The following is a 21,372-nucleotide window of genomic DNA, read 5'->3' as shown; positions in this document are numbered from 1 at the left end:
GGGCCTATTGCGCGGCCACCGCGAGGCTGACGATCTTCTCGCGCGCCAGACGGCCGATCAGGCTGTCGGCCTCGGCCTTCGACAACGGCCGGTCGCCGAGTTGCAGCTTGAACAGGCCGCCCTTGGCGCCCTCGACGATCGAGGCCTGGTAGCTGTCGAGCAGCGCCGAGATGTCGGCCATGCGCGCATCCGGCGCGAACCGCACCAGCGCATAGGCGGGCGCGGTCGATCCGGCGACCTGCGGTCCAAGGCCGCGGATCAGCGGTGCGGCCGGGGCCGGTGCTTCGGCCATCCGCGAACGCGTCATGCTCTCGGGCGCCCGCTCCGCCGGGGCCGGCGCAGCGGCGCTCGGCGGCGGCGGCGCGGCCATCGGCCTGCTCGCGGGCTCGGGCGCCGCGGTCTTGTCCTGGACCGAGGCGGTCTGATAGGTCGCAGTCTGCGAGCGCATCAGCACGGCGCCGATCACGCCGGCCTGCGCCAGCACCAGCAGCGCGCCGAGGCTGACGGTCCACGCCAGGGTCCGCGGCGACAGGCTGTCGAAGAAATCCATCAGCCGCGCGCTGAAGCCGCGCGGCGCGGCAGGCTTCTGCACCGGATCCGCCTCGATCGCCGCGAACAGCTTCTGCATCGCACGCATCGACGGCGCGCCGAGGCTTTCGTTCAGCGCGATGGTCTCGGCATACTCCTTCTGGATCTCCGCATACTGCCTGGCGAGATCGGCATCGTTGGCAAGAGCCTCCTCGACCCGGCGCATGTCGCGCGCGCTCAGCGTGCCGGCGGCGTACCACGGCAGCAGGAGTTCGATCTCTCCGGGCTCTTGCTCCAGCATCTTGCTCAAAGCCATCATGGCCAGCCTCTCTCAATGCCGGCCGCTTTCAGGAGTTCGGCCAATTTCTTGCGCGCATAGAACAGGCGCGTCTTGACGGTGTTTTCCGGAATTCCGACGATCTCGGCCACCTCCTCCACGGACTTCTCGTGGTAGTAGACGAGATCGACGATCTCCCGGTGATCAGGCGAAAGCGCCGTCAGGCACTTGCGCAATGCTTCGCCGGTATTCTTCTTCTGGACCGCGACCTCCGGATCGTCGGAGGTATCCTCGATCGCGTTCGCGGCCTCGTCTTCCAGCTCAACGTCCTTCCGGCGCCGAAGGGCCGACAGGGCCTTGAACCGCGTGATCGCCAGGAGCCAGGTGGAGACGGCAGAACGGCCTTCGAACTTGCCGGCCTGACGCCACACGTCGAGAAAGACCTCGCTGATGAGGTCTTCCGCGACCTGCTCGTCCCGCACGAGCCGGAGCCCGAAACGGTACACCCTGACATGGTGCCGTCCGTACAGCACCTGCATGGCGAGCCGGTCGCCTTGAGCGATCCGGGCAATCAGGGTTTCATCTGACGCCGCTGCTGTCACGCTCAATGGCCGTCTCGCAAGATTGGTCTGGAGGATTGACGTCGCGGTTCGAACACAACCGCAAAAATCTTCAAAATACCGGAAAGATACGTCCCGAAATGTGAGTTGGCGCACAGACTTGCAGATTTCGCTGCAGCGCCCAGGTCGATCGTGACCAGCGGGTTCCCGCCTACCATGTTCCGCCCGTTCCCGCCAACTGCACGCCCTGAAAGCCGTAGATTCCCCGTCGCAGCACGACGCCGGCGGCCTCTTCGTCCATGCCCATAGATACCAAAGTTAAATGCTTTCCCACGTAGATTTTAAGCCAACGACGAAGAATCGCGAGCACATGGGCACGACGGCACCGCCTATTCCCAGTCCTGATGTCGCTGAGGCCGGGGACGCGCAACCGTCTCCGGCCAGCGACCTGCGTGCGCGTCGTGCCGGGCGGCGCCGGCAGATGCTGGCGCTGGTCGCCGGATGCTACCTGATCGACGCCGTCATCCTGCTGATCTACGCCGAGGCGGGAACCGTCCCGGTCACGATCGCGCCAGCCTACGCAGCGACCGGCATTCTGACCGTCGCGCTGTGGACCGCCCTGTCGGAGAGCGGCTTCAACGACCGTTTCCGCGACCACTACCTCGTGGTGCCGCAATCGCTCGCCAGCATGATGATCACGGTCGCGTTCTGCTACATCGCGCCCGAAGTCAGCATCCTCTTCCTGTGCACGCTGTACATCGTCGTCGCCTTTGCCTCGCTGCGGGCGACGCCGCGCCAGAGCGCGATCTGCTGGACGTTCCTCGCGATCGGGCTGGCGGGATTGTTCCTGCTCACCGACAAGCCGCTCGGCATGCCGCACGACAGCGGCCTCGAGCGGCTCGCGACGCTCCTGGTCTTCCTCCTCACCATCGCCGGCTGCATGTTCCTCGGCATCTTCTCCAGCGCGCTGCGCGAGACGCTGTACCAGCGCGGACAGAAGCTCAAGGAAGCCTATCGCCGCATCGAGGAGCTGGCCGAGATCGACGAGCTCACCGGCGCGCTGAACCGGCGCTCGATCATGGATGTGCTGGACGAGGAGATGGCGCAGGCGCGGCAGGGCGGCCAGCCCTGCTCGGTCGTGCTGATCGATCTCGACTGGTTCAAGCGCATCAACGACACGCATGGTCATCCGACCGGCGACGACGTGCTGCGCACCTTCGCCATCACCATCTTCGCCAACATTCGCGGTAGCGACCGCTTCGGCCGCTACGGCGGCGAGGAATTCCTGCTGGTGCTGCCGGGCGCACCGGCCGACGCCGCGGCGCGGCTCGCCGAACGATTGCGCCAGATCATCGCCGGCCTCGACTGGAGTGCGTTTTCGACCGGCCTGCAGGTCACGTTCTCGGCCGGCGTAGCCACCCCGCGTGGCGACGAGACCGCCGATTCGCTGCTCGCCCGGGCCGATCGTGCGCTCTACGACTCGAAGGCGCAGGGCCGCAATCGCGTCACCAGCGCCTGCGCCGTCCCGGCATGACCCCGAAACCCGCCCCGAACGAAAGCCTGCTCGATGAGCTCGAGGACACGCTCGCGCACGGCACCGTCGCCCGGCGGGTCGAGACCCTGCGCAAGGTGACGGACCTGTTCGTCGACGGCGCGACGGACTTCGCCGATGATCAGGTCGCGCTGTTCGACGACGTATTCGAATGCCTGATCGAGCACATCGAGATCTCGGCCCGCGCGCTGCTCGCGCGGCGGCTGGCGCCGCTGGCGTCGGCGCCGCCGCGAACGCTCTACCGGCTGGCCGATGACGACGCCATCGATGTCGCAGGCCCGGTGCTGTCGAAGTCCGAACGGCTCGACGAGGCCGCGCTGATCCGCACAGCCGAGACCAAGAGCCAGGCGCATCTGCTCGCGATCTCGCTCCGGCGCGTGCTCAGCCGCGCCGTCACCGACATCCTGCTCAGGCGCGGCAACGACGAGGTCGTTCACAGCACCGTCAGCAATCCCGGCGCCGACGTCTCGGAGGCCAGCCTCGACACGCTGGCCGATCGCGCCGCGCTGGACGAAAACCTCGCCGCGTGCCTCGCCATGCGGCCCAATCTGCCGCGCCACCTCTATCTGAAGCTGGTCGCCAAGGCGTCGGCCACGGTCCGCGCGCGGCTCGAGGCAGCAAACCCGAAGCTCGCGCAGGAGGTCTCCTCGGCGGTGCGGACGGCAGGCCGGCGGGCGCGATCGAGCGCGGTGGCGCTGACCAGCCAGACCGAGATCGCGCACGCGCTGGTGCGCTCACTGCATGCCGAGGGCCGGCTCGACGATCGTCTCGTCGTGCAGTTCACCGAGCAGCGCAAGTTCGACGAGGCCAATGCCGCCGTGGCAGCCATGGCCAACGTGCCGGTCGCGGTCGCCGAGAGCATCATGATCGAAAGCCGCGCCGAGGGCGTCATGATCCTCGCCAAGGTCGCAGGCCTGTCATGGCCAACGGTGAAGTCGATCATCCTGATGCGCGATGGGCTCGCCACCACCGCGACGACCGATCTCGACGCCTGCAAGGCCACCTATGAGCGGCTCCGGCGGTCCACCGCGCAGCAGGTGCTGCGCTTCCACCGCGTGCAGGACGCCGCAACGCCGATGCAGGTGTAGTCGCCTCCTGGGCTAATAGCGCAGCACCCTCGCGCCGATGAGCGCCCCGAGCCCGGCCACGATCAGCGCGGCCACCGTGTACCAGGTGGCCACGAACAGCGGCGAATCGTCGGTGCAATGCGCGGCATAGAGCGTCGCCGCCATGCCCGCCGAGACCAGCCCGGCGATCGCGCCCGTCATCGCCGGACGCGACGGCGCGCCATGGCGCAGACCGAACAGCGCGGCGGCCAGCAGCGGCAGCGACAGCACGGGAATGGCGCTCATGCACACCATCGAATTGTGGCCGACCAGCCGCGCCATCATCGGCGTGCGCTGCGGCAGCATCATCTCGGCCGCCATGCCGCCGACGAGGACGATGATCGGCGCGATCAGGAGCCAGCTCCAGCCCTGCAGCGAAGCTTCGGGGCGCGACAGATGCAGGCTGATGATCAGCGCCGGGATCGCCAGCGCCGTGGTGACGACGAACTTCAGGTCGAAGAACGGATTGCGCACCGCGAGCCAGACGTCCGGCCGGACGCCGAGGCCGATGAGCAGCATCGCGGTCGAGACCGGCGTTGCCGCCATCAGGGCCAGCGCCAGCACGATGCCGACCGGCTGCGCGCGCTGCGCATTGTCGGCCGCGAGGGTGCGGATGAGCTGATCGGTGTCCATGGTCAGGTATCCCGTAGCTTGGCCGTGAGGCTTGCGAGTGCCCGGTGCAGCGCCACCCGCACCGCGCCCTCGCTCATGGAAAACTTCTCCGCGGTCTGCTTGATCGAGGCAGCCTCGACTGCGATCGACTGCAGCACGTCGCGCTGACGCTGCGGCAGGGTCTTCAGCTGCGCCTCGACCTCGCCGGCCGAGACGGTGGGCGCCGGCGGCTCGTCGGCCAGCGTCTCCGAGAAATCGTCGATGTCGACGAACACCCGCCGGCCGCGCCGGCGCAGCATGTCGATCAGCTTGTTGCGCGCGATCGCGAACAGCCAGGGCGCGAACGGCGCGTCGACGTCCCAGGTGTGCCGCTTGAGATGAACCGCCAACAGAATTTCCTGCACGATGTCCTCGGCCTGGTCGGGGGGCTGACCGGCGCGCGCCAGCCCGCGCCGTGATGCTGCGCGCAACACCGGCGTGATCGCCCTCAGCAGGCGATGATAGGCCTCGTCGTCACCGGCGACGGCCTGGCGCATCCAGCCCGTCCACTCGTCGTCACGCTCGCGCAACTCCGCTCCACCCCCAGCAATTCGCCCGAATCGTCAGCTTGTTACTCTCGCGACATCCTGATCACTAATTCGTGATGCGGACATTGGCCTCGGAACCATCCGAGTTGCGCCACAACGAGAGCACGCCACCGGGCAAGTCTTGGAACCGCTCCATAGCACCGAATCGAAAGGTGCATGATCAGGTTTAATGGGCCGCGCCGCAAAGTGCGGCGCCGCCCAGCTTTTGCCGTGAGCGGCAGGAAGATACCCATTTTCTGCCCCGTTCTCGACATCTGTCGGGGTCTCACTCCGGCCTGGGCTGGCGGGATGGGGAGAGAGCCGACGATGACGATCCAAGCCAGTGGACGTTCAGCATTGATCATTGCCGCCGCGTTCGTTCTGGGCCTCGTTGGCACTGGATTCGCCCGCGCGGCCGAACAGCAGAGCTACAGTCCGTTCTTGCCGGTGGGCTCCGAGAGCGCTCCGGCGGCGAAGCAGGACGGATTCCCGGCGCCGATGCCGGTCGAAGCCCAGGCTCAGGCCGCACCCGCGGCGGAATCGGCCGACGCCGCGCCGAGCGATGCGCCAGCGGCCTCGGACGTCACCGTGAACATGGTCACGGTCAGCAATGACGACAGCTCCGGCTGGGACAAGGCCTCGATCATCGGCAAGATATTCATCGCCTGCGGCACCCTGCTCACCCTGGGCTCGGCGGCACGGATGTTCATGATCTGAGGCGCCGCGCGGCGCCGCACCTACTTGATGCGCATCGATCCAGCGGGCACATTGCCCGCTGTTTTGATTTGCGGGGTGGGATCATGAGCGTTTACGAGCACATCATCGTCGAAGGCAAAGGCGCGGTCGGAATCATCACCCTGAACCGACCGAAGATGCTCAACGCGCTGTCGTTCGGCGTCTTCCGCGAGATCGCCGCCGCCGTGGATGACCTCGAGGCCGACGACGCCATCGGCTGCATCGTGATCACCGGCAGCGAGAAGGCGTTCGCCGCGGGCGCCGACATCAAGGAGATGCAGCCCAAGAGCTTCATCGACATGTTCTCGAGCGACTTCACCGCGATCGGCGGCGACCGCGTCGCGCGCTGCCGCAAGCCGACGATTGCGGCGGTCGCCGGCTACGCGCTCGGCGGCGGCTGCGAGCTCGCGATGATGTGCGACTTCATCATCGCTGCCGACACCGCGAAATTCGGCCAGCCCGAGATCACGCTCGGCACCATCCCGGGCATCGGCGGCACCCAGCGCCTGACGCGCGCGATCGGCAAGGCCAAGGCGATGGACCTCTGCCTCACCGGCCGCATGATGGATGCGGCCGAGGCCGAACGCTCCGGCCTCGTCAGCCGCATCGTGCCGGCCGACAGGCTGATGGATGAGGTGATGGCTGCGGCCGAGAAGATCGCATCGATGTCGCGCCCGGCAGCGGCGATGGCCAAGGAGGCCGTCAACCGCGCCTTCGAGACCCCGCTGTCCGAAGGCATGAATGTCGAGCGCAACCTGTTCCACGCCACCTTCGCGCTGGAAGACCGCGCCGAGGGCATGGCTGCGTTCATCGAGAAGCGCAAGCCGGTGAACAAGAACCGGTGAGATTGCTGCGGGTCACTCGCAGCTGAACGAATCGATCTGCCTCTCATGTCGACGGGTGCACCTCACCCGCTTACCAAGCGCGTATCCGCGCGCCGGGCCGCAGCACTGCGACAAACGGCCTGTGGCGAGCACGCCACAACAAACCATGGAAAAGCCCGCCGGATTCCACATCGGCGGTTTGTATGTGGCCGCCATCCGCCCTAAACAGGTAAACAACTGGTTAAGACAGTGAGACGCGGCGGAGTCGGATGGTGGGTCGAGCCAAAGAATTTGGCGTCGGCAAGATGCGTGTGCGAAGGATCGGCCTCGGCCTGACCCTCGCGGGCAGCCTTGTCGTCGTGTGCTCGCCTGCGCGCGCCGAGGATCTCGCCGCCGCGCTCGCGAAAGCCTATCAGACCAATCCGGCGCTGAATGCGGAGCGCGCGCGCCAGCGCGCCACCGACGAGAACGTGCCGCAGGCGCTTGCCGGCTATCGTCCGCAACTGATCGCGAGCCTCGGCGCCGGCCTGCAGGCGGTGCGCAATCTGCTGCCCAACAACACGATCCAGACCGCGACATTGAAGCCCTGGACCATCGGCGTCACCGTTACGCAGACGCTGTTCAACGGCTTCCGGACCGCCAACAGCGTCCGCATGGCCGAGCTGCAGGTGCAGTCGGGCCGCGAGGCGCTGCGCAATGTCGGCCAGGGCGTGCTGCTCGACGCCGTCACCGCCTACACCAACGTGCTCGCCAACCAGTCGCTGGTCGAGGCACAGCGCTCCAACGTCGCCTTCCTGCGCGAGACGCTCTCGGTCACGCAGCGCCGTCTCAATGCCGGCGACGTCACACCGACCGACGCCTCGCAGGCCGAGGCGCGGCTGTCGCGCGGGCTGTCCGATCTCAACGCCGCCGAGGTCAACCTCGCCATCAGCCAGGCGACCTATGCCCAGGTCATCGGCATGGCGCCGGGCCAGCTTCGCGCGGCCGACCCGATCGATCGCCTGCTGCCGCGGAGCCGCGAGGACGCGATCGCGCTCGGCAACAAGGAAAATCCGGCCGTGGCCGCGGCGAGCTTCGACGTCGACGTGGCCTCGACCTCGATCAAGGTCGCCGAGGGCGCGCTGCTGCCGAGCGTGACCCTGCAGGGCGGTGTCAGCCGCAGCCGCGATTCGGATCAGACGCTGGGTACCTTCGGCACCGACCAGGCATCGATCGTCGGCAGCATCACCGCGCCGATCTATGACGGCGGCACGGCGGCGTCGCAGACCCGCCAGAGCAAGGAGCTCGCGGCGCAGAGCCGCCTCGTGCTCGACCAGGTCCGCAACCAGGCGCGAACTGCGGTGGTCAGCGCCTGGGTTGCCAACGAGGGTGCCAAGGTCGCCGTCAGCGCCTCCGAGGCCGAGGTGAAGGCCGCCACCATCGCGCTGCAAGGCGTGTCGCGCGAGGCCCAGGGCGGCCAGCGCACCACGGTCGACGTGCTCAACTCGCAGGCCGATCTGATCCAGGCCAAGGCACGGCTGATCGGCGCGCAGCGCGACCGCGTCATCGCCTCCTATACGCTGCTCAGCGCGATCGGCCGGCTCGACGTCAAGAACCTCAATCTGAATACGCCGGACTATCTGCCCGAGGTGCACTACCACCAGGTGCGCGACGCCTGGCACGGCCTGCGCACGCCCTCCGGACAGTAGTGCGAGCGGTCATCGCTCAAGGCCGACGACCTTGCTTTGCCGATATTGCCGGATAGTCTGACGCACGACCGACTCCGGGGCTGTCATGACGGCATTGCGTTACCTGTTGCTTGTTCTCGTTCTCATCAGTTCAGGCAGCACCGCCGCGCTGGCGGACAAGCGCGTCGCGCTGATCATCGGCAACTCCGCCTACAAGACTGTCGCCAGGCTATCGAACCCGGCCAACGATGCGAAGCTCGTCGGCGACATGTTCCGCAACGCCGGCTTCGAGCGCGTCGACGTCAGGCTCGATCTCGGCGTGCAGGAGATGCGCCGGGCCTTGCGCGAGTTCGGGGCGCGGGCGCGCGAGGCCGAGGTCGCGGTGATCTACTACGCCGGCCACGGCATCGAGCTCGACGGCACCAACTATCTGATCCCGACCGATGCCGCGCTGGAGGCGGACAGCGACGTTCTCGACGAGGCGATCGCGCTCGAGCGCGTGCTGTTCGCGATCGAGCCGGCCAAGCAGTTGCGCCTCGTCGTGCTCGACGCCTGCCGCGACAATCCGTTCGCCAAGACGATGAAGCGCAGCGTCGCCTCGCGCAGCATCGGACGCGGCCTCGCCAAGGTCGAGCCGTCGAGCCCGAACACGATGATCGCATTCTCGGCCAAGGCCGGGTCGACCGCCGCCGACGGCGACGCCAGCAACAGCCCGTTCGCAACGGCGCTGGTGGCGCATCTGCCAAAGCCCGGCCTCGATCTGCGCCGCGCGTTCGGCTTCGTCCGCGACGACGTGCTGAAGGCGACCGGCTATCGCCAGGAGCCCTATGTCTACGGATCGCTCGGCGGCAACGACGTGGCGCTGGTGCCGGTCGTGCAAGCTCCGAGCGCGGCGGCCGATTCCGACGCGGCGATGCGGCGCGACTACGAGCTCGCCGAGCGCATCGGCAGCGAGGCGGCGTTCGATGCCTTCATCGAGAAGTATCCAAGCGGATTCTACGCCGCGCTCGCCAGGGCGCAGCGCGCCAAGCTCGCGCCGGCGGCAGCCAACGTCGCCGCGCCCGCCACGACCGACGTCACGCGCAGCCCGCCCGAAGCGTCAGGGCAACGTGCGGACAAGCCGCCCGCGGCGTCCGAGCCAGCCAAGCCCGCGATGGTCGCGGCGTTGCCGCCGCCCGCGGACAAGGTCGCGCCGCCGGACCCGGCACGCGAGCTTGCCAGCGAACTGCGGCGCGTCGGCTGCAGCACCTCCGACAGCGACGGCACCTGGGATCTCAACGCGCGCCGGGCGCTGGAGCGCTTCAACAAGCAGGCTGGCACCCGGTTCGATACCAAGCTCGCCAGCCTCGACGCGCTCGACGCCGTCAAGGCGAAGACGGCCCGTGTCTGCCCGGTGCTCTGCCCCAAAGGCCGGCGCGCCGACGGCGATGCTTGCGTCGCTATCGCCTGCCCCGCCGGTCAGGCGCGCGACGGGGATGGCGATTGCGTGAGGCGCAAGGACGAGCCGGTCGCGAAGAAGCCGGACGAGGCGCTCAGGCGCGACGAGCCGGCGCGCAAGAAGGAGCCGGCGGTGGCGGCGCGCTCCGAGCCGGAGCCGAAGCGCGTCAGCGGCGGCGGCCGCTGCACCAGCATCAGCCAGCGCTGCGCGATCGAGATCGGCGGCCGCTGCAATCCCGCCACCGGCCATTGGGAATACGGCCGCAACGGCGCCGGCGGCAACACGATGTCGTTCAACAATTGCATCGGCCGGATGATGGCCGGGCGGCGCTGAGCGGACGGCCGCGTCCGGAGACGAGACAACCGGGGCGATCTGGAACAGGCGCGCGAACTCGCCCACAATGGGCGGCAACCGGAGGCGCGCATGCTGTTCATGGTGATCGAACGTTTCAAGGACCGCGATCCGATTCCGGTCTACCGCCGCGTGCGCGATCCCGGCATCACGTTTCCCGAAGGGCTCAAATATCTCGGCAGCTGGATCGAGCCGAACTTCGACCGCTGCTTCCAGCTGATGGAATGCGACGACGCCCGCCTGCTGCAGCATTGGGTTCTCGCCAACGCCCGCGACACCGGCATGACCTTCGAGATCGTGCCGGTGGTGACAAGCGCGGAGACGCGCGAGGTGGTGGCGCCCTTTTTGGATGAGAATCCACTCGCGGGCGGACGATGCTCGACATCCTGACGCAGGTGCTCGCCGCATGCATCGTCTCCTACGCGATCGCTGTTCTAATGCCGTCGTGGCGGGCGTTGCTCGTGGCGACGCTGATCGTCGTGCTGCTGACTGCGTTCGACGGGATACGGCATTGGTGGTCGCCAGCGTCGGATCGTTGTCACAGCACCTGTACACTCAACGATCTGCTCGCCATTCCGCTGCTGCCGATTGCGAGAGCAGGCTTCTTGACCGGAGCAGCGATCCGCGCACTGACCTTCCTTCCGCATGCCCAAAGACTGTCGTCGCGGGCGATCATCATGATCTTGGTTGCCGGAGGGCCCATCGCCATCGCAATCGTCTTGTTCGCGCCGGATGTTGTTTTCTGGCACCCGCCCCGGCTGGGCTAGGCTCAGTCGATCGACACGGCCCTGCCCGAATTCGCTACCCCTCGAACGAAAACAGCTCGATCGGGTCGCTGAAGCCGCGTACCGGAAATTCGCCGACGCGCTCCAGCGCGAACGGGCCCTCGACGAGCTCGGCAAACGCACGCGACATCAGCACGGGACGGCCGACCTGCTTGGTCAGCGCCTCCATGCGCGAGGCCATGTTGACCGCGGGTCCGATCACCGTGAAATCCAGACGTGTCTGCGAGCCGATGTTGCCGTACATCACGTCACCGACATGGATGCCGATGCCGTAGCGGAGCGGCGCCCGGCCGCTCTCGGCGTTGCGTGCGTTCAGCTCCGCCATCGCCTGCCTGGCGCCAGTCACGGCATGCAGCAGGTTGGCACAGGCTGCGGGCTCGGTGAGCGGAAAGATCGCGAGCAGGCCGTCGCCGATGAACTTCAGGATCTCGCCGCCGTGCTGCGTGATCGGTTCCACCATCGCGTCGAAATAGCCGTTGAGCAGATCGATGACATCGTCGCGCGGCCAGTTGTCGGAGATCCTGGTGAAGTCTCTGAGGTCGCAGATCATGATCGCCGCGCGCACCGTCGTGCCGCTGCCGCGCCGCGTCGCTCCCGCCAGGACCATCTCGGCCGCATGCGGCCCGACATAGGTCTCCAGCAACGTCCGCGCCAGGCGGTTCTTGATGCGAATCTCGCTCACCAGCGCCAGCACCGGCAGCAGCCGCTGCAGCGCGTCGATGTCGGCCTGGTCGAAGCCACCGTGGCGATCGGTCGCGAACGTCACGAAATGCCGCTTGCCGAGCGTGTGATACATCGGCCAGGCGACGTAGTCGGTCAGGCCCTGCGCCCGCATCTCGTCATAGATCGCATGCTGACGGCCGAGCCTGGGATCGCGCGCCAGATCTTCGCGAATCTCCTCGGCACCGCCGTAGATTTCGGCGCCGGGGCTGCCGATGAATTCGGACCGCTCGCGGACGTCGTAGTCGATGCGGGCGATCTCGGCCCCTTGCATGCCGTCGCTCCACAGCATCCGGGCGCCGAGCCATTGCGGATGGTTGATCTGAACGTGCAGCGAGGCGCGCTTGAGCGGAATGCCGGCGCGCTGCAGCCGGATGCACATCTGCGCGAAGATGTTGTCGATGAAGCGCTCGTCGCGGGTGCCGTTGGTAAGCCAGTCCACGACCTCGTCGCCCAGGCGCTGGCCAGGGGCGAGATGGACGTCTGTTGCGGTCATGGCGATCTCCTGGCGGCTCGGCGTCGCGGTCCAGGAGATGTCGTGCCGCAATGCGAAAGAGTCAATCGACGTCATCGCATCGCGGCCCACCCGGATGGGCAGGATACGCCAGCTCCTCATCGGATCGGTGAGCCGGGCGCGCCTCGCGCGATGGGGCGGATGCTGCACACCCGCCCCATCGGCTCACATCACAGGATCAGAAGTGCACCACCGTCCGCAGGCCGAGAACCACCGCATTGCCGGTTTTGACACCGGCGCCATTGAAGCCCCGCCCGCCCGGATTGATGACATACTGGGCGTCGAACTTCAGGTTCATCCAGCCGGTCGCCTGCCAGCCATACCAGGCCTCGATCGGCACCTCGTTGCCGCCCGCATTCGGCGTCAGCGCCGCCGAGTTGACATGCGTGGTGCCGACCGCGAAGCCGACCTCGTCGTCGGGACGGAACGAGAAGGTGCCGGTGTGCTTGACGCCCCAGGAGATCTGGTAGTCCTGATACGCGGTGCGGTGATCGGCGACGCTGGTGTTGAGGAAGGTGTACCAGCCCTGCGCCTTGGGACCCTCGACCGTCAACCGCTGCAGGATCGATTCGTAGAAGCCGTAGCGGCCGCGCTGGCTGCTGAGGTTCTGATCGCCGACGCCGGGGCCGCCGGCATACACGCCGGTGATGCCGGGCAGACCGCCGTCGATGGTCGAGGCGCTGTCATACCAGCCGCCGACGCGCCAGGTGCCGTTGAGCGGACCGCTCGGTTCATACACCACCTCGACCGGCACCAAGACGCCTGCGGCCGGATTCGAGCGCGGAATGCCCGGCGCGAGATAGACGCCCGCGTCCGACGTCGTCAGATAGTTCGGATTGGCGTCGTAGACGCCGACCGACAGCTTCCATTCCTTGGTGAAGTTGTAGTGCACGACGCCGGCCCACTGGCTCACCGGCCAGTTGTAGATGTAGCCGCCCTGGATGTTGCCCGGCTGGCCGCCGCAGAAGGTCAGGTTGATGAACTCGCACTGGCCGAAGAAGAAGTCGGAGCCGACCGGCAGCCGGCCGCCCTTGAGCACGAGGCGGTCGTCGAACAGCTTCTGCTGATAGTAGAACTCGGTGAGGCGCAGGATGTTGCCGCGGCCGAACACCTCGTTGGTCAGCTGCAGCGCCGGAATGCCGGCCTCGCTGTTGAGATTCTTGCCGAAGCGATCGACCAGCGTCACGCCGATCATGCCGCCCTGGATGCCGGCGAGCTTGGCCATGTCGAACTTGGCCTCGAACCACAATTGCCCGGCATTGGCCGCGGTGTTGCGCGAGCCACCCGACAGATTGGTGACGGCTTCGTCGCCGAGCGTGAGCGCGAGCGAGATGCCCTGCTCCTTCAGCCTGGTCCGGCCGAGATCGCCGAACAGATACGGCCGCGTCCAGAAATCATCGACACCCGCATAGGGAATCGGCGGCGCCTTCATCGGCAGATCGGCCGCGACCGCACCACCGCCACCCAACAAACAAGACAAAGCAACCCCTACGCCGCACATGCGCGCGGTCGTCGCAAACCCACTCATTTTTCCTGCTCCTCGCAGCGTCCCCAGGCTCTGGATGTTGTTCTGTCGCGCCCGGCCCAGAGCCTCCGTCCCGGCACGCGCTTCCCCACGGCTCAATCCCCGGCCGCCGCCCATTCGAGGGGCGATTTCGTCAACCTAAGATTGGATGGCAATCCTAGCAAGCGCCGAGGCGCCTTTGAATAGTCATATTATATTTGGGAGTCGGTATAACCGTAACTGTGACATGAGCGTCACATGCCGCACTGCGGAATATCTGCTGTTCAGGTCCGACCACGTGAAGCCGTCCGTATGTCGCTACGCTCACGAGCGGCTCGCCTGGAAGCACGATGTCTCCGCGCGTCATTGGAGAGGAGCTGCGAGTTCGAGAGCTCTCGGGCCGAGGCAACTTCCTAGCGAGGCTGCGCATCTTGAACGAGGGCATTCCACTCATCGCGAACGGCGTCCCGAAGCAGACCAGGAGGGATCGCGCCCACGTTCTCTGGCGCAAGATGACTAGGCTGTGGGCTGCATGTCTCGATCAGGAAATTGACGGCATCGTCTGCTGTCTCAACCCCAGCGGCTTTGGCCGTCGGTGCATACGTGCGGACGCAGGCTTTGAGGTTAGAGACCACTTGACGCAATCTGTCGTTCGCAGCCCGTGCTGATACTAACAGCGCAGCGGCAACAAGCAGCAATGCAATTGCCGTTCTCAAGGCATCGATCCCCATGACATCCAGCCCATCAGAATTGCATCGGCAGTTGTGCAGTTTAAGTGTGTAAACACCAGTTACGCGTCAGCCGAGGGTCAGCCAGCTTCGGAGAAAAAAACTGCCTTGTGGCGTCACTGCCAGCTTACTTCCAGTTGCACCCTGATAGCGTAAACTTCCGCCGCGGACCGAAAGGCCCGAGACGGGCCAGAAGCGCCCTTGGTCTCCGGGTGACGTGCTGCGCCGGGCGAGTCGGAGCGATCGGGCCAAATTCGGTCGTGACCTGTCGTCGTTGATTTGCCCGACGAGCAGCGTCCCGGCCGTTCATGCAACGAAATTGGTCTCGGCCACCCCAAATCGGCCTTCGCCGGAACGGCGCATTTCATCAGCAGCTTCAACGCCATCGCCCGTTTCAAGGGCTTCGCGCAAAAATAAATCACTTCCGAAAATCAGCAAATCATGTCTATTCTCTCCACGTTCCGGTCCGGATGAGGGGCGTACGCGTCGTCACGAAACGTTGGGCCGGCAATGCGGTGGACGTGAGGGCATCAGCGCGCTTCATGCGCGGACGATTGATGCGCTCGCGGACGTGAAGTCGCGTGGTCCTGACACCCCGAAGCTGGTGTCCCCGCGGCGGCGAGCGAGAAGCGCGTCGTCGCGCACGGTGGCCAACAAGCCCGGTGCACCGAGGAGATCGCGTATAAGCGTTAAAACCGCCGCGCAGGGAATGCCGGATGAACCGGCTTTGCCTGTGGTACCTGCCGCCTGCATTTTTTTCCGCAGGCGGGCCATGGGTGAGGCCCTCACCCGGCATTCCCTGCGCCCTCATCACTCTCGAGGGCGGACGTCTTCCGCATCTCCTGGGTGCAATCGCGCCGCGGGATGGTGCGCGCGCGCCCGGCTGTTTGACTCGTTGGAAGATGGAATGAGACGCGCGCCTGCCGTCGCCAACGACGTACGGAATCCGCGCGCAGCCCCTACTCGTCCGTCTGGTCGTCGTGCTCGGCCTGCGACAGCTCGGCAAGGGCGAGGTCGCCGGAATCGGCCATGCGCGCCTTGGCGATGGTCCGGACATGCGCGGCGAGCGCCGGCATCCGCGCGATCAGCGCATGGAAATCCTGCGCGTCGAGCACCAGCAGCCGGGTCTTGCGCGTCGCCGTCACGGTGCCCGAGCGCTTGGTCCGGTGCAGCAGCGCGATCTCGCCGAAGAACGTGCCGTCGGCGAGCTTGACGCATTGCGTCGGCAGCTCGATCTCGACCTCGCCGGCAGTGATGAAATACATCGAGGAGGCGGCATCGCCGCGCCGCACCAGCACCTCGCCGGATTCGATCGTGCGCGCGCGCAGCAGCCGCATGATGTCGGCGATTTCGGACGCCGAAAGATGCGAGAACAGCGGCACCCGCGCCAGCATGCCCCAAGTGACGACGAAGTCGCGCCGCTTGATCTCCTCGGCGAACGCGGTGGAGATGATCGCGACCGGCAGCGCGATCATGGCGAAGCCCCAGATGATCGCGAACACCGTGATGATGCGGCCGAGCGGCGTCACCGGCACGACATCGCCATAGCCGACGGTGCCGAGCGTCACGATCGCCCACCACATCGCGTGCGGGATGGTGCCGAACTTGTCGGGCTGGACGTCGCGCTCGACCGCATAGAGCAGCGAGGCGAACAGCAGCACCGCGCCGGCCAGGATGACGAGGCAGCCGATCAGGATGCGCCGCTCGGCCTGCACCGCCGACAGCAGCGAGCGCAGCGCCGGCGAATAGCGCACCAGCTTGAGGAACGGCAGCACGATGCACACCGCTTCCAGGCTGCGGTCGCCGAGCACGAGCGCAATCGCGGCCGGCACGAAGGACAGGAGATCGATCAGGCCGAGCGCTGACAAGGCGTAGGCGAGCCGCTCCCGGTGCGGCGACTGGCGCCGCGGCATGTGCCCCGCCACGCTCCAGAGCCGAGCGACATACTCCGCGGCAAACACGATCAGCGAACAGACCTTGATCGCTCGCAGCAATCCGCCAATGGCGGCCGCGATGTCCGGGTCGGAGGCCAGCACCACCGCCAGCACGTCGAGCGTGATGACGAGCACGATGAACTGGACGACGCGCGAGCCGTGCGTGCTCGGCAGATGGTCGTGCTCGAGCAGCTCGTACAGCCGGTCGCGCAGATCGGGATCGCGAACGCTCTCGCCCGGCCCGAGCGTCGGCACGGTCAGCCTGCCTTGCTGATCGCGCTCTCGATCGCGGCCAGCGCAGCCTCCGCCTTGGAGCCGTCGGGACCGCCGGCCTGGGCCATGTCGGGACGGCCGCCACCGCCCTTGCCGCCGAGCGCCTCGGACGCAGCCCGCACGAGGTCGACCGCATTGAAACGCGAAGTGAGATCGGCGGTGACGCCGACCACGACCCCGGCCTTGCCGTCCTCCGAGGTCGCGACAAGCGCGACCACGCCGGAGCCGAGCTGCTTCTTGGCGTCGTCGGCCAGCGATTTCAGATCCTTCATCTCGATGCCGGTGACCACGCGCCGGAAAAACTTGATGTCTCCGATCAGAGTCGGACCTGTGCGGCCTCGCCCCTCCATGCTATCGGCAGCTTCCCCTGCTGACATGACACCGCTGACCCCGCCACCCATCGCGAGCTTCTTGCGCGCGTCCGACAGCTCGCGCTCGAGCTTCTTGCGCTCCTCCATCAGCGCGGTGATGCGCGCCGGCACGTCCTCGACCGTGGTGCGCAGCTCGGCCGCCGCCGCCTTGGCGAGCGAGAGGTTGTGGTTGGCATGCGCACGGGCGCCGCGCGCCGTCAGCGCCTCGATGCGGCGGACACCGGACGCCACCGCACTCTCCGAGGTGACCGCGATCAGGCCGATGTCGCCGGTGCGCCTGACATGGGTGCCGCCGCACAGCTCGACCGACCAGCCCATGGCGTTATTGCCGTGATCACGCGCGGCGTTGCCCATCGAGACGACGCGGACCTCGTCGCCATATTTCTCGCCGAACAGCGCGCGGGCGCCGGCCTCGCGGGCATCGTCGAGCCCCATCAGGCGGGTCGTGACCTCGGCATTCTCGAGCACGACGTCGTTGGCGATGTCCTCGACGCGGGCGAGCTCATCCGGGGTGATCGGCTTCGGATGGACGAAGTCGAAGCGCAGGCGGTCCGGAGAGACCAGCGAGCCGCGCTGGGCGATGTGGTCGCCGAGCACCTGGCGCAGCGCCTCGTGCAGGATGTGGGTCGCCGAGTGGTTGGCGCGGATCGCCGAGCGCCTGGTGTGGTCGACGTCGAGCTGCAGCGCCGCGCCGAGCTTGAGCGTGCCCTGCTCCACGGTGCCGATGTGCGCGAACAAGTCGCCGGCCTTCTTCTGGGTGTCGGTGATGCGCACGCGGACGCCGTCGCCGGTCATGAGGCCGGTGTCGCCGACCTGGCCGCCGGACTCGCCGTAGAACGGGGTCTGGTTCAGGACGATGACGCCGCTCTCGCCGGCCTTGAGGCTGTCGACCTCGGCGCCGTTCTTGACCAGCGCGGTGACCGCGCCTTCGGCGGTCTCGGTCTCATAGCCGAGGAACTCGGTGGCGCCGAGCTTCTCGCGCAGCGGGAACCAGACGGTCTCGGTCGCAGCCTCGCCGGAGCCGGCCCAGGCGGCGCGCGCCTTGGCACGCTGGCGGTCCATGGCGTCGGTGAAGGAAGCCTGGTCGACGCTGATGCCGCGCGACTTCAGCGCGTCCTGGGTGAGATCGAGCGGGAAGCCGTAGGTGTCGTACAGGGTGAAGGCGACGTCGCCGTCGAACATGTCGCCCTTCGAGAGCGAGGCCGACTTCTCGTCGAGGATGGCCAGCCCGCGCTCCAGCGTCTTGCGGAAGCGGGTCTCTTCGAGCCGCAGCGTCTCCTTGATCAGCGCCTCGGCGCGGATCAGCTCCGGATAGGCCTGGCCCATCTCACGCGAAAGCGTGCCGACGAGCTTGTGCATCAGCGGCTCGCGGGCGCCGAGCAGTTGGGCGTGGCGCATCGCGCGGCGCATGATCCGGCGCAGCACATAGCCGCGGCCCTCGTTCGAGGGCAGCACGCCGTCCGAGATCAGGAACGACGAGGCGCGCAAATGGTCGGCGATGACGCGGAGCGACGCCTTCTGCGGGCCCTGCGGGTCGGCATTGGTGAGGTCGGCGATGGCGCGGATCAGGGCGACGAACAGGTCGATGTCGTAATTGTCGTGCTTGCCCTGCAGCACCGCGGCGACGCGCTCCAGGCCGGCGCCGGTGTCGATCGACGGCTTCGGCAGCGGATTGCGGACCCCGCCCTCGAGCTGCTCGTATTGCATGAACACGAGGTTCCAGATCTCGATGAAGCGATCGCCATCGGCCTCCGGCGAGCCGGGCGGGCCGCCCCAGATCTTGTCGCCGTGGTCGTAGAAGATCTCCGAGCACGGGCCGCACGGGCCGGTGTCGCCCATCTGCCAGAAATTGTCCGAGCCGGCGATCCGGATGATGCGCGATTCCGGCAGGCCGGCGATCTTCTTCCAGAGGCCGAACGCTTCGTCGTCATCGATGTAGACGGTCGCGGTCAGCTTGTCCTTCGGGAGGCCGAACTCCTTGGTGACCAGCTTCCAGGCGAGCTCGATGGCGTTCTCCTTGAAATAGTCGCCGAAGGAGAAGTTGCCGAGCATCTCGAAGAAGGTGTGATGCCGGGCGGTGTAGCCGACATTGTCCAGATCGTTGTGCTTGCCGCCGGCGCGCACGCATTTCTGCGACGTCGTGGCGCGGTGGTACGGCCGCTTCTCGACGCCGGTGAAGACGTTCTTGAACTGCACCATGCCGGCGTTCGTGAACATCAGGGTCGGGTCGTTGCGCGGCACGAGCGGCGAGGACGGCACGATCTCGTGGCCGTTCGCAGCGAAGAAATTGAGGAAGGTCGACCTGATCTCGTTGACGCCGCTCATAGCAATCCAATCGAAGAAGTCCGGGAATTCGGCGGCAATGCTTTTAGACAAGGCGACTTCGCGTGTCCAGAAACTGTGCAGAAACATCATGGGCTTGCTGCACGGCTCCTAAAGCTGGTTGAAAGCCGCCGTGACGCGTTGACAGCTTGCGCGGGCTGGTGTTTGGTCCCGGACATAGACGACAGTCGCGTCGGGAGAGACTGGCCTTTGAGGTTCTGGTTGAACGTCAAGGGTCGGCGCCGAAGGAGCAACCGCCCCGGAAACTCTCAGGCAAAAGGACCCTCGCGACTGCAACTGCATCTGGAAAGAGACGCTTGTCCGGTTTTGACCGGGACGCGTCCGCCGACGGGATAATACTCTCAGGCACAGCGACAGATGGGGCTTCGGTGGCGTTTTTCGGGACTGGTCCCGAGGAACCGCGCGAGGATCCCTGATCGATGGCTGAACCGGCTGCCCCCCCTTTTTTGAAGCGAACGCCGCTCCATGCGCTGCATGTCAGCCTTGGCGGCAAGATGGTGCCCTTCGCGGGCTATGAGATGCCGGTGCAGTATGCGCCCGGCGTGCTCAAGGAACACCTCCATACCCGCAGCGCGGCCGGGCTGTTCGACGTGTCTCACATGGGCCAGGTCGCGCTGGTGCCGAAATCCGGCAAAGTCGCCGACGCCGCAGCCGCGCTCGAGCGGCTGGTGCCTCAGGACGTCATCGGCATTCCCCCGGGCCGGCAGCGCTATGCCCAGTTCACCAATGCCGAGGGCGGCATTCTCGATGACCTGATGGTGGCGAATTTCGGCGAGCACCTGGTGCTGGTGGTCAACGCCGCCTGCAAGGACGCTGACATCGAGCTGCTGCGCGACGGGCTGTCCGACGTCTGCGAGGTGCAGCCGCTGACCGACCGGGCACTCCTGGCGTTGCAGGGGCCGAAGGCCGCGAGCGTGCTGGCGAAATTCTGCGCTGATGCCGAGGGCATGCGTTTCATGGATTCCGGCCCGCGCACGGTCGACGGGCTCGCCTGCTACGTCTCGCGCTCCGGCTACACCGGCGAGGACGGCTACGAGATCTCCGTTCCCGCCGCCAAGGCCGAGCAGCTCGCCGAAGCGCTGCTGTCGGACAAGGACGTGCTGCCGATCGGACTGGGCGCCCGCGACAGCCTGCGGCTCGAGGCCGGGCTCTGTCTCTATGGCCACGACATCGACACGGCGACGACCCCGGTCGAGGCCGCGCTGGAGTGGTCGGTGCAGAAGGTCCGCCGCAGCGGTGGCGCGCGCGCTGGCGGCTTCCCCGGCGCTGACAAGATCCTTGCCCAGTTCGATGGCGGTGCGACACGCCGCCGCGTCGGCTTGAGGCCCGAGGGCCGCGCGCCGGTGCGCGAGGGAGCTGCGCTGTTCGCGTCGGCCGATTCAGCCGAGCCGGTCGGCCAGGTCACCTCTGGTGGCTTCGGCCCGACGCTGAATGCTCCGGTCGCGATGGGTTACGTGCCGACCACTCTCTCTGCGCTCGACACCCCATTGTTCGCCGATGTGCGCGGCCAACGCCTGCCGCTGCGCGTCGCCGCCATGCCCTTCGTTCCCAACACCTACAAGCGCTGAAGGACGTCCATGACCACGCTCTACACCTCCGACCATGAATGGCTCAGCATCGATGGCGACACAGCCACCATTGGCATCACCGACTATGCGCAGGCCCAGCTCGGCGACGTCGTGTTCGTGGAGCTGCCGCAGGTCGGCCGCGCGCTGAAGAAGTCGGAAGCCGCCGCTGTGGTCGAATCGGTCAAGGCCGCCTCCGACGTCTACGCGCCGATCACCGGCGAGGTGGTCGAGGTCAACCAGGCGATCGTCGACGAACCTGCGCTCGTCAACACCGACGCCGGCGGCAAGGCCTGGTTCTTCAAGCTCAAGATCGCCGACCGGGGCGAACTCGGCGGCCTGATGGATGAGGCCGCCTACAAGGCGCATACGGCGTGAGACGTGCGGTGCGGCGACACTCACCACTGTCATCGCCCGGC

19 protein-coding genes and 1 riboswitch are annotated in these 21,372 nt (G+C 66.9%); of the genes, 10 read left to right on the top strand and 9 right to left on the bottom strand.

The window, feature by feature from the left end; all coding sequences use genetic code 11:
- Positions 1 to 4: 4 nt before the first annotated feature.
- Positions 5 to 847, bottom strand: a complete 843-nt coding sequence (locus tag ACQR1E_RS12280; protein WP_315716086.1) for a hypothetical protein — start codon at positions 845 to 847, stop codon at positions 5 to 7.
- Positions 844 to 1,413: a sigma-70 family RNA polymerase sigma factor gene (locus ACQR1E_RS12275; RefSeq protein WP_008961196.1), complete on the bottom strand. Its 570-nt coding sequence runs from the start codon at positions 1,411 to 1,413 to the stop codon at positions 844 to 846. The genes ACQR1E_RS12280 and ACQR1E_RS12275 overlap by 4 nt, the downstream gene beginning before the upstream one ends.
- A gap of 322 nt (positions 1,414 to 1,735) precedes the next feature.
- Between ACQR1E_RS12275 and ACQR1E_RS12270 the strand changes: the two genes are divergently transcribed.
- Entirely contained in the window at positions 1,736 to 2,899 is a 1,164-nt protein-coding gene (locus ACQR1E_RS12270) for a GGDEF domain-containing protein (protein ID WP_434897085.1), read from the top strand.
- Positions 2,896 to 4,005 carry a DUF2336 domain-containing protein gene (locus tag ACQR1E_RS12265; protein ID WP_316167060.1) on the top strand — a complete coding sequence of 370 codons (1,110 nt, stop codon included), beginning with the start codon at positions 2,896 to 2,898 and terminating at the stop codon, positions 4,003 to 4,005. The genes ACQR1E_RS12270 and ACQR1E_RS12265 overlap by 4 nt, the downstream gene beginning before the upstream one ends.
- A gap of 12 nt (positions 4,006 to 4,017) precedes the next feature.
- Here the strand turns inward: ACQR1E_RS12265 and ACQR1E_RS12260 are convergent, their stop codons facing one another.
- Both ACQR1E_RS12260 and ACQR1E_RS12255 read right to left on the bottom strand, forming a co-directional pair.
- Positions 4,018 to 4,656, bottom strand: coding sequence for a DUF1109 domain-containing protein (locus tag ACQR1E_RS12260; RefSeq protein ID WP_316171160.1), 639 nt, complete (start codon positions 4,654 to 4,656; stop codon positions 4,018 to 4,020).
- Positions 4,657 to 4,658: 2 nt separating this feature from the next.
- The gene (locus ACQR1E_RS12255) at positions 4,659 to 5,204 is read right to left on the bottom strand and encodes a sigma-70 family RNA polymerase sigma factor (protein WP_315716082.1); all 546 of its coding nucleotides are present in this window, start codon (positions 5,202 to 5,204) and stop codon (positions 4,659 to 4,661) included.
- A gap of 324 nt (positions 5,205 to 5,528) precedes the next feature.
- Here ACQR1E_RS12255 and ACQR1E_RS12250 point away from each other — a divergent pair, with 324 nt between their 5' ends.
- The 6 genes from ACQR1E_RS12250 to ACQR1E_RS12225 all read left to right on the top strand — a co-directional run bounded on the left by ACQR1E_RS12250 (position 5,529) and on the right by ACQR1E_RS12225 (position 10,983).
- Positions 5,529 to 5,918, top strand: coding sequence for a hypothetical protein (locus ACQR1E_RS12250; RefSeq protein ID WP_315753098.1), 390 nt, complete (start codon positions 5,529 to 5,531; stop codon positions 5,916 to 5,918).
- 83 nt (positions 5,919 to 6,001) lie between these two features.
- Positions 6,002 to 6,781 carry an enoyl-CoA hydratase gene (locus ACQR1E_RS12245; RefSeq protein WP_315716080.1) on the top strand — a complete coding sequence of 260 codons (780 nt, stop codon included), beginning with the start codon at positions 6,002 to 6,004 and terminating at the stop codon, positions 6,779 to 6,781.
- Between the two features lie 248 nt (positions 6,782 to 7,029).
- Positions 7,030 to 8,448, top strand: a complete 1,419-nt coding sequence (locus ACQR1E_RS12240; RefSeq protein WP_315753100.1) for a TolC family outer membrane protein — start codon at positions 7,030 to 7,032, stop codon at positions 8,446 to 8,448.
- 85 nt (positions 8,449 to 8,533) lie between these two features.
- On the top strand, positions 8,534 to 10,198 hold the full coding sequence (locus ACQR1E_RS12235; RefSeq protein ID WP_316187493.1) for a caspase family protein: 1,665 nt from the start codon (positions 8,534 to 8,536) through the stop codon (positions 10,196 to 10,198).
- Between the two features lie 90 nt (positions 10,199 to 10,288).
- Positions 10,289 to 10,606 (top strand): DUF3303 domain-containing protein, encoded by a 318-nt coding sequence (locus ACQR1E_RS12230; protein ID WP_315753102.1) that lies wholly within the window; start codon positions 10,289 to 10,291, stop codon positions 10,604 to 10,606.
- Positions 10,591 to 10,983 (top strand): hypothetical protein, encoded by a 393-nt coding sequence (locus ACQR1E_RS12225; protein WP_315716076.1) that lies wholly within the window; start codon positions 10,591 to 10,593, stop codon positions 10,981 to 10,983. The genes ACQR1E_RS12230 and ACQR1E_RS12225 overlap by 16 nt, the downstream gene beginning before the upstream one ends.
- Positions 10,984 to 11,017: 34 nt before the next feature.
- Here the strand turns inward: ACQR1E_RS12225 and ACQR1E_RS12220 are convergent, their stop codons facing one another.
- From ACQR1E_RS12220 to alaS, 5 genes are all read right to left on the bottom strand, one after another.
- Positions 11,018 to 12,217, bottom strand: coding sequence for an adenylate/guanylate cyclase domain-containing protein (locus ACQR1E_RS12220; RefSeq protein ID WP_315753104.1), 1,200 nt, complete (start codon positions 12,215 to 12,217; stop codon positions 11,018 to 11,020).
- 196 nt (positions 12,218 to 12,413) lie between these two features.
- Complete coding sequence (locus tag ACQR1E_RS12215) at positions 12,414 to 13,763, bottom strand: carbohydrate porin (protein ID WP_315828237.1); 1,350 nt, start codon at positions 13,761 to 13,763, stop codon at positions 12,414 to 12,416.
- Positions 13,764 to 14,773: 1,010 nt separating this feature from the next.
- On the bottom strand, positions 14,774 to 14,905 hold the full coding sequence (locus ACQR1E_RS12210; protein ID WP_316171163.1) for a hypothetical protein: 132 nt from the start codon (positions 14,903 to 14,905) through the stop codon (positions 14,774 to 14,776).
- A gap of 521 nt (positions 14,906 to 15,426) precedes the next feature.
- Complete coding sequence (locus ACQR1E_RS12205; RefSeq protein ID WP_315828235.1) at positions 15,427 to 16,656, bottom strand: cyclic nucleotide-gated ion channel; 1,230 nt, start codon at positions 16,654 to 16,656, stop codon at positions 15,427 to 15,429.
- Between the two features lie 2 nt (positions 16,657 to 16,658).
- Positions 16,659 to 19,370 (bottom strand): alanine--tRNA ligase, encoded by a 2,712-nt coding sequence (alaS, locus tag ACQR1E_RS12200; RefSeq protein WP_316188184.1) that lies wholly within the window; start codon positions 19,368 to 19,370, stop codon positions 16,659 to 16,661.
- Between the two features lie 181 nt (positions 19,371 to 19,551).
- Positions 19,552 to 19,662: riboswitch (glycine riboswitch) on the top strand.
- Positions 19,663 to 19,807: 145 nt separating this feature from the next.
- Here alaS and gcvT point away from each other — a divergent pair.
- Both gcvT and gcvH read left to right on the top strand, forming a co-directional pair.
- Positions 19,808 to 20,956 (top strand): glycine cleavage system aminomethyltransferase GcvT, encoded by a 1,149-nt coding sequence (gene gcvT / locus ACQR1E_RS12195; protein WP_316202787.1) that lies wholly within the window; start codon positions 19,808 to 19,810, stop codon positions 20,954 to 20,956.
- 9 nt (positions 20,957 to 20,965) lie between these two features.
- A complete protein-coding gene (gene gcvH, locus ACQR1E_RS12190; RefSeq protein WP_315716067.1) occupies positions 20,966 to 21,331 on the top strand; it encodes a glycine cleavage system protein GcvH in 366 nt (121 codons plus the stop codon).
- The last annotated feature ends 41 nt before the right edge of the window (positions 21,332 to 21,372 follow it).

The organism is Bradyrhizobium sp. HKCCYLRH1030, assembly GCF_051168395.1.
Lineage (GTDB): Bacteria > Pseudomonadota > Alphaproteobacteria > Rhizobiales > Xanthobacteraceae > Bradyrhizobium.
This window is presented reverse-complemented; position numbering and strand designations above follow the sequence as displayed.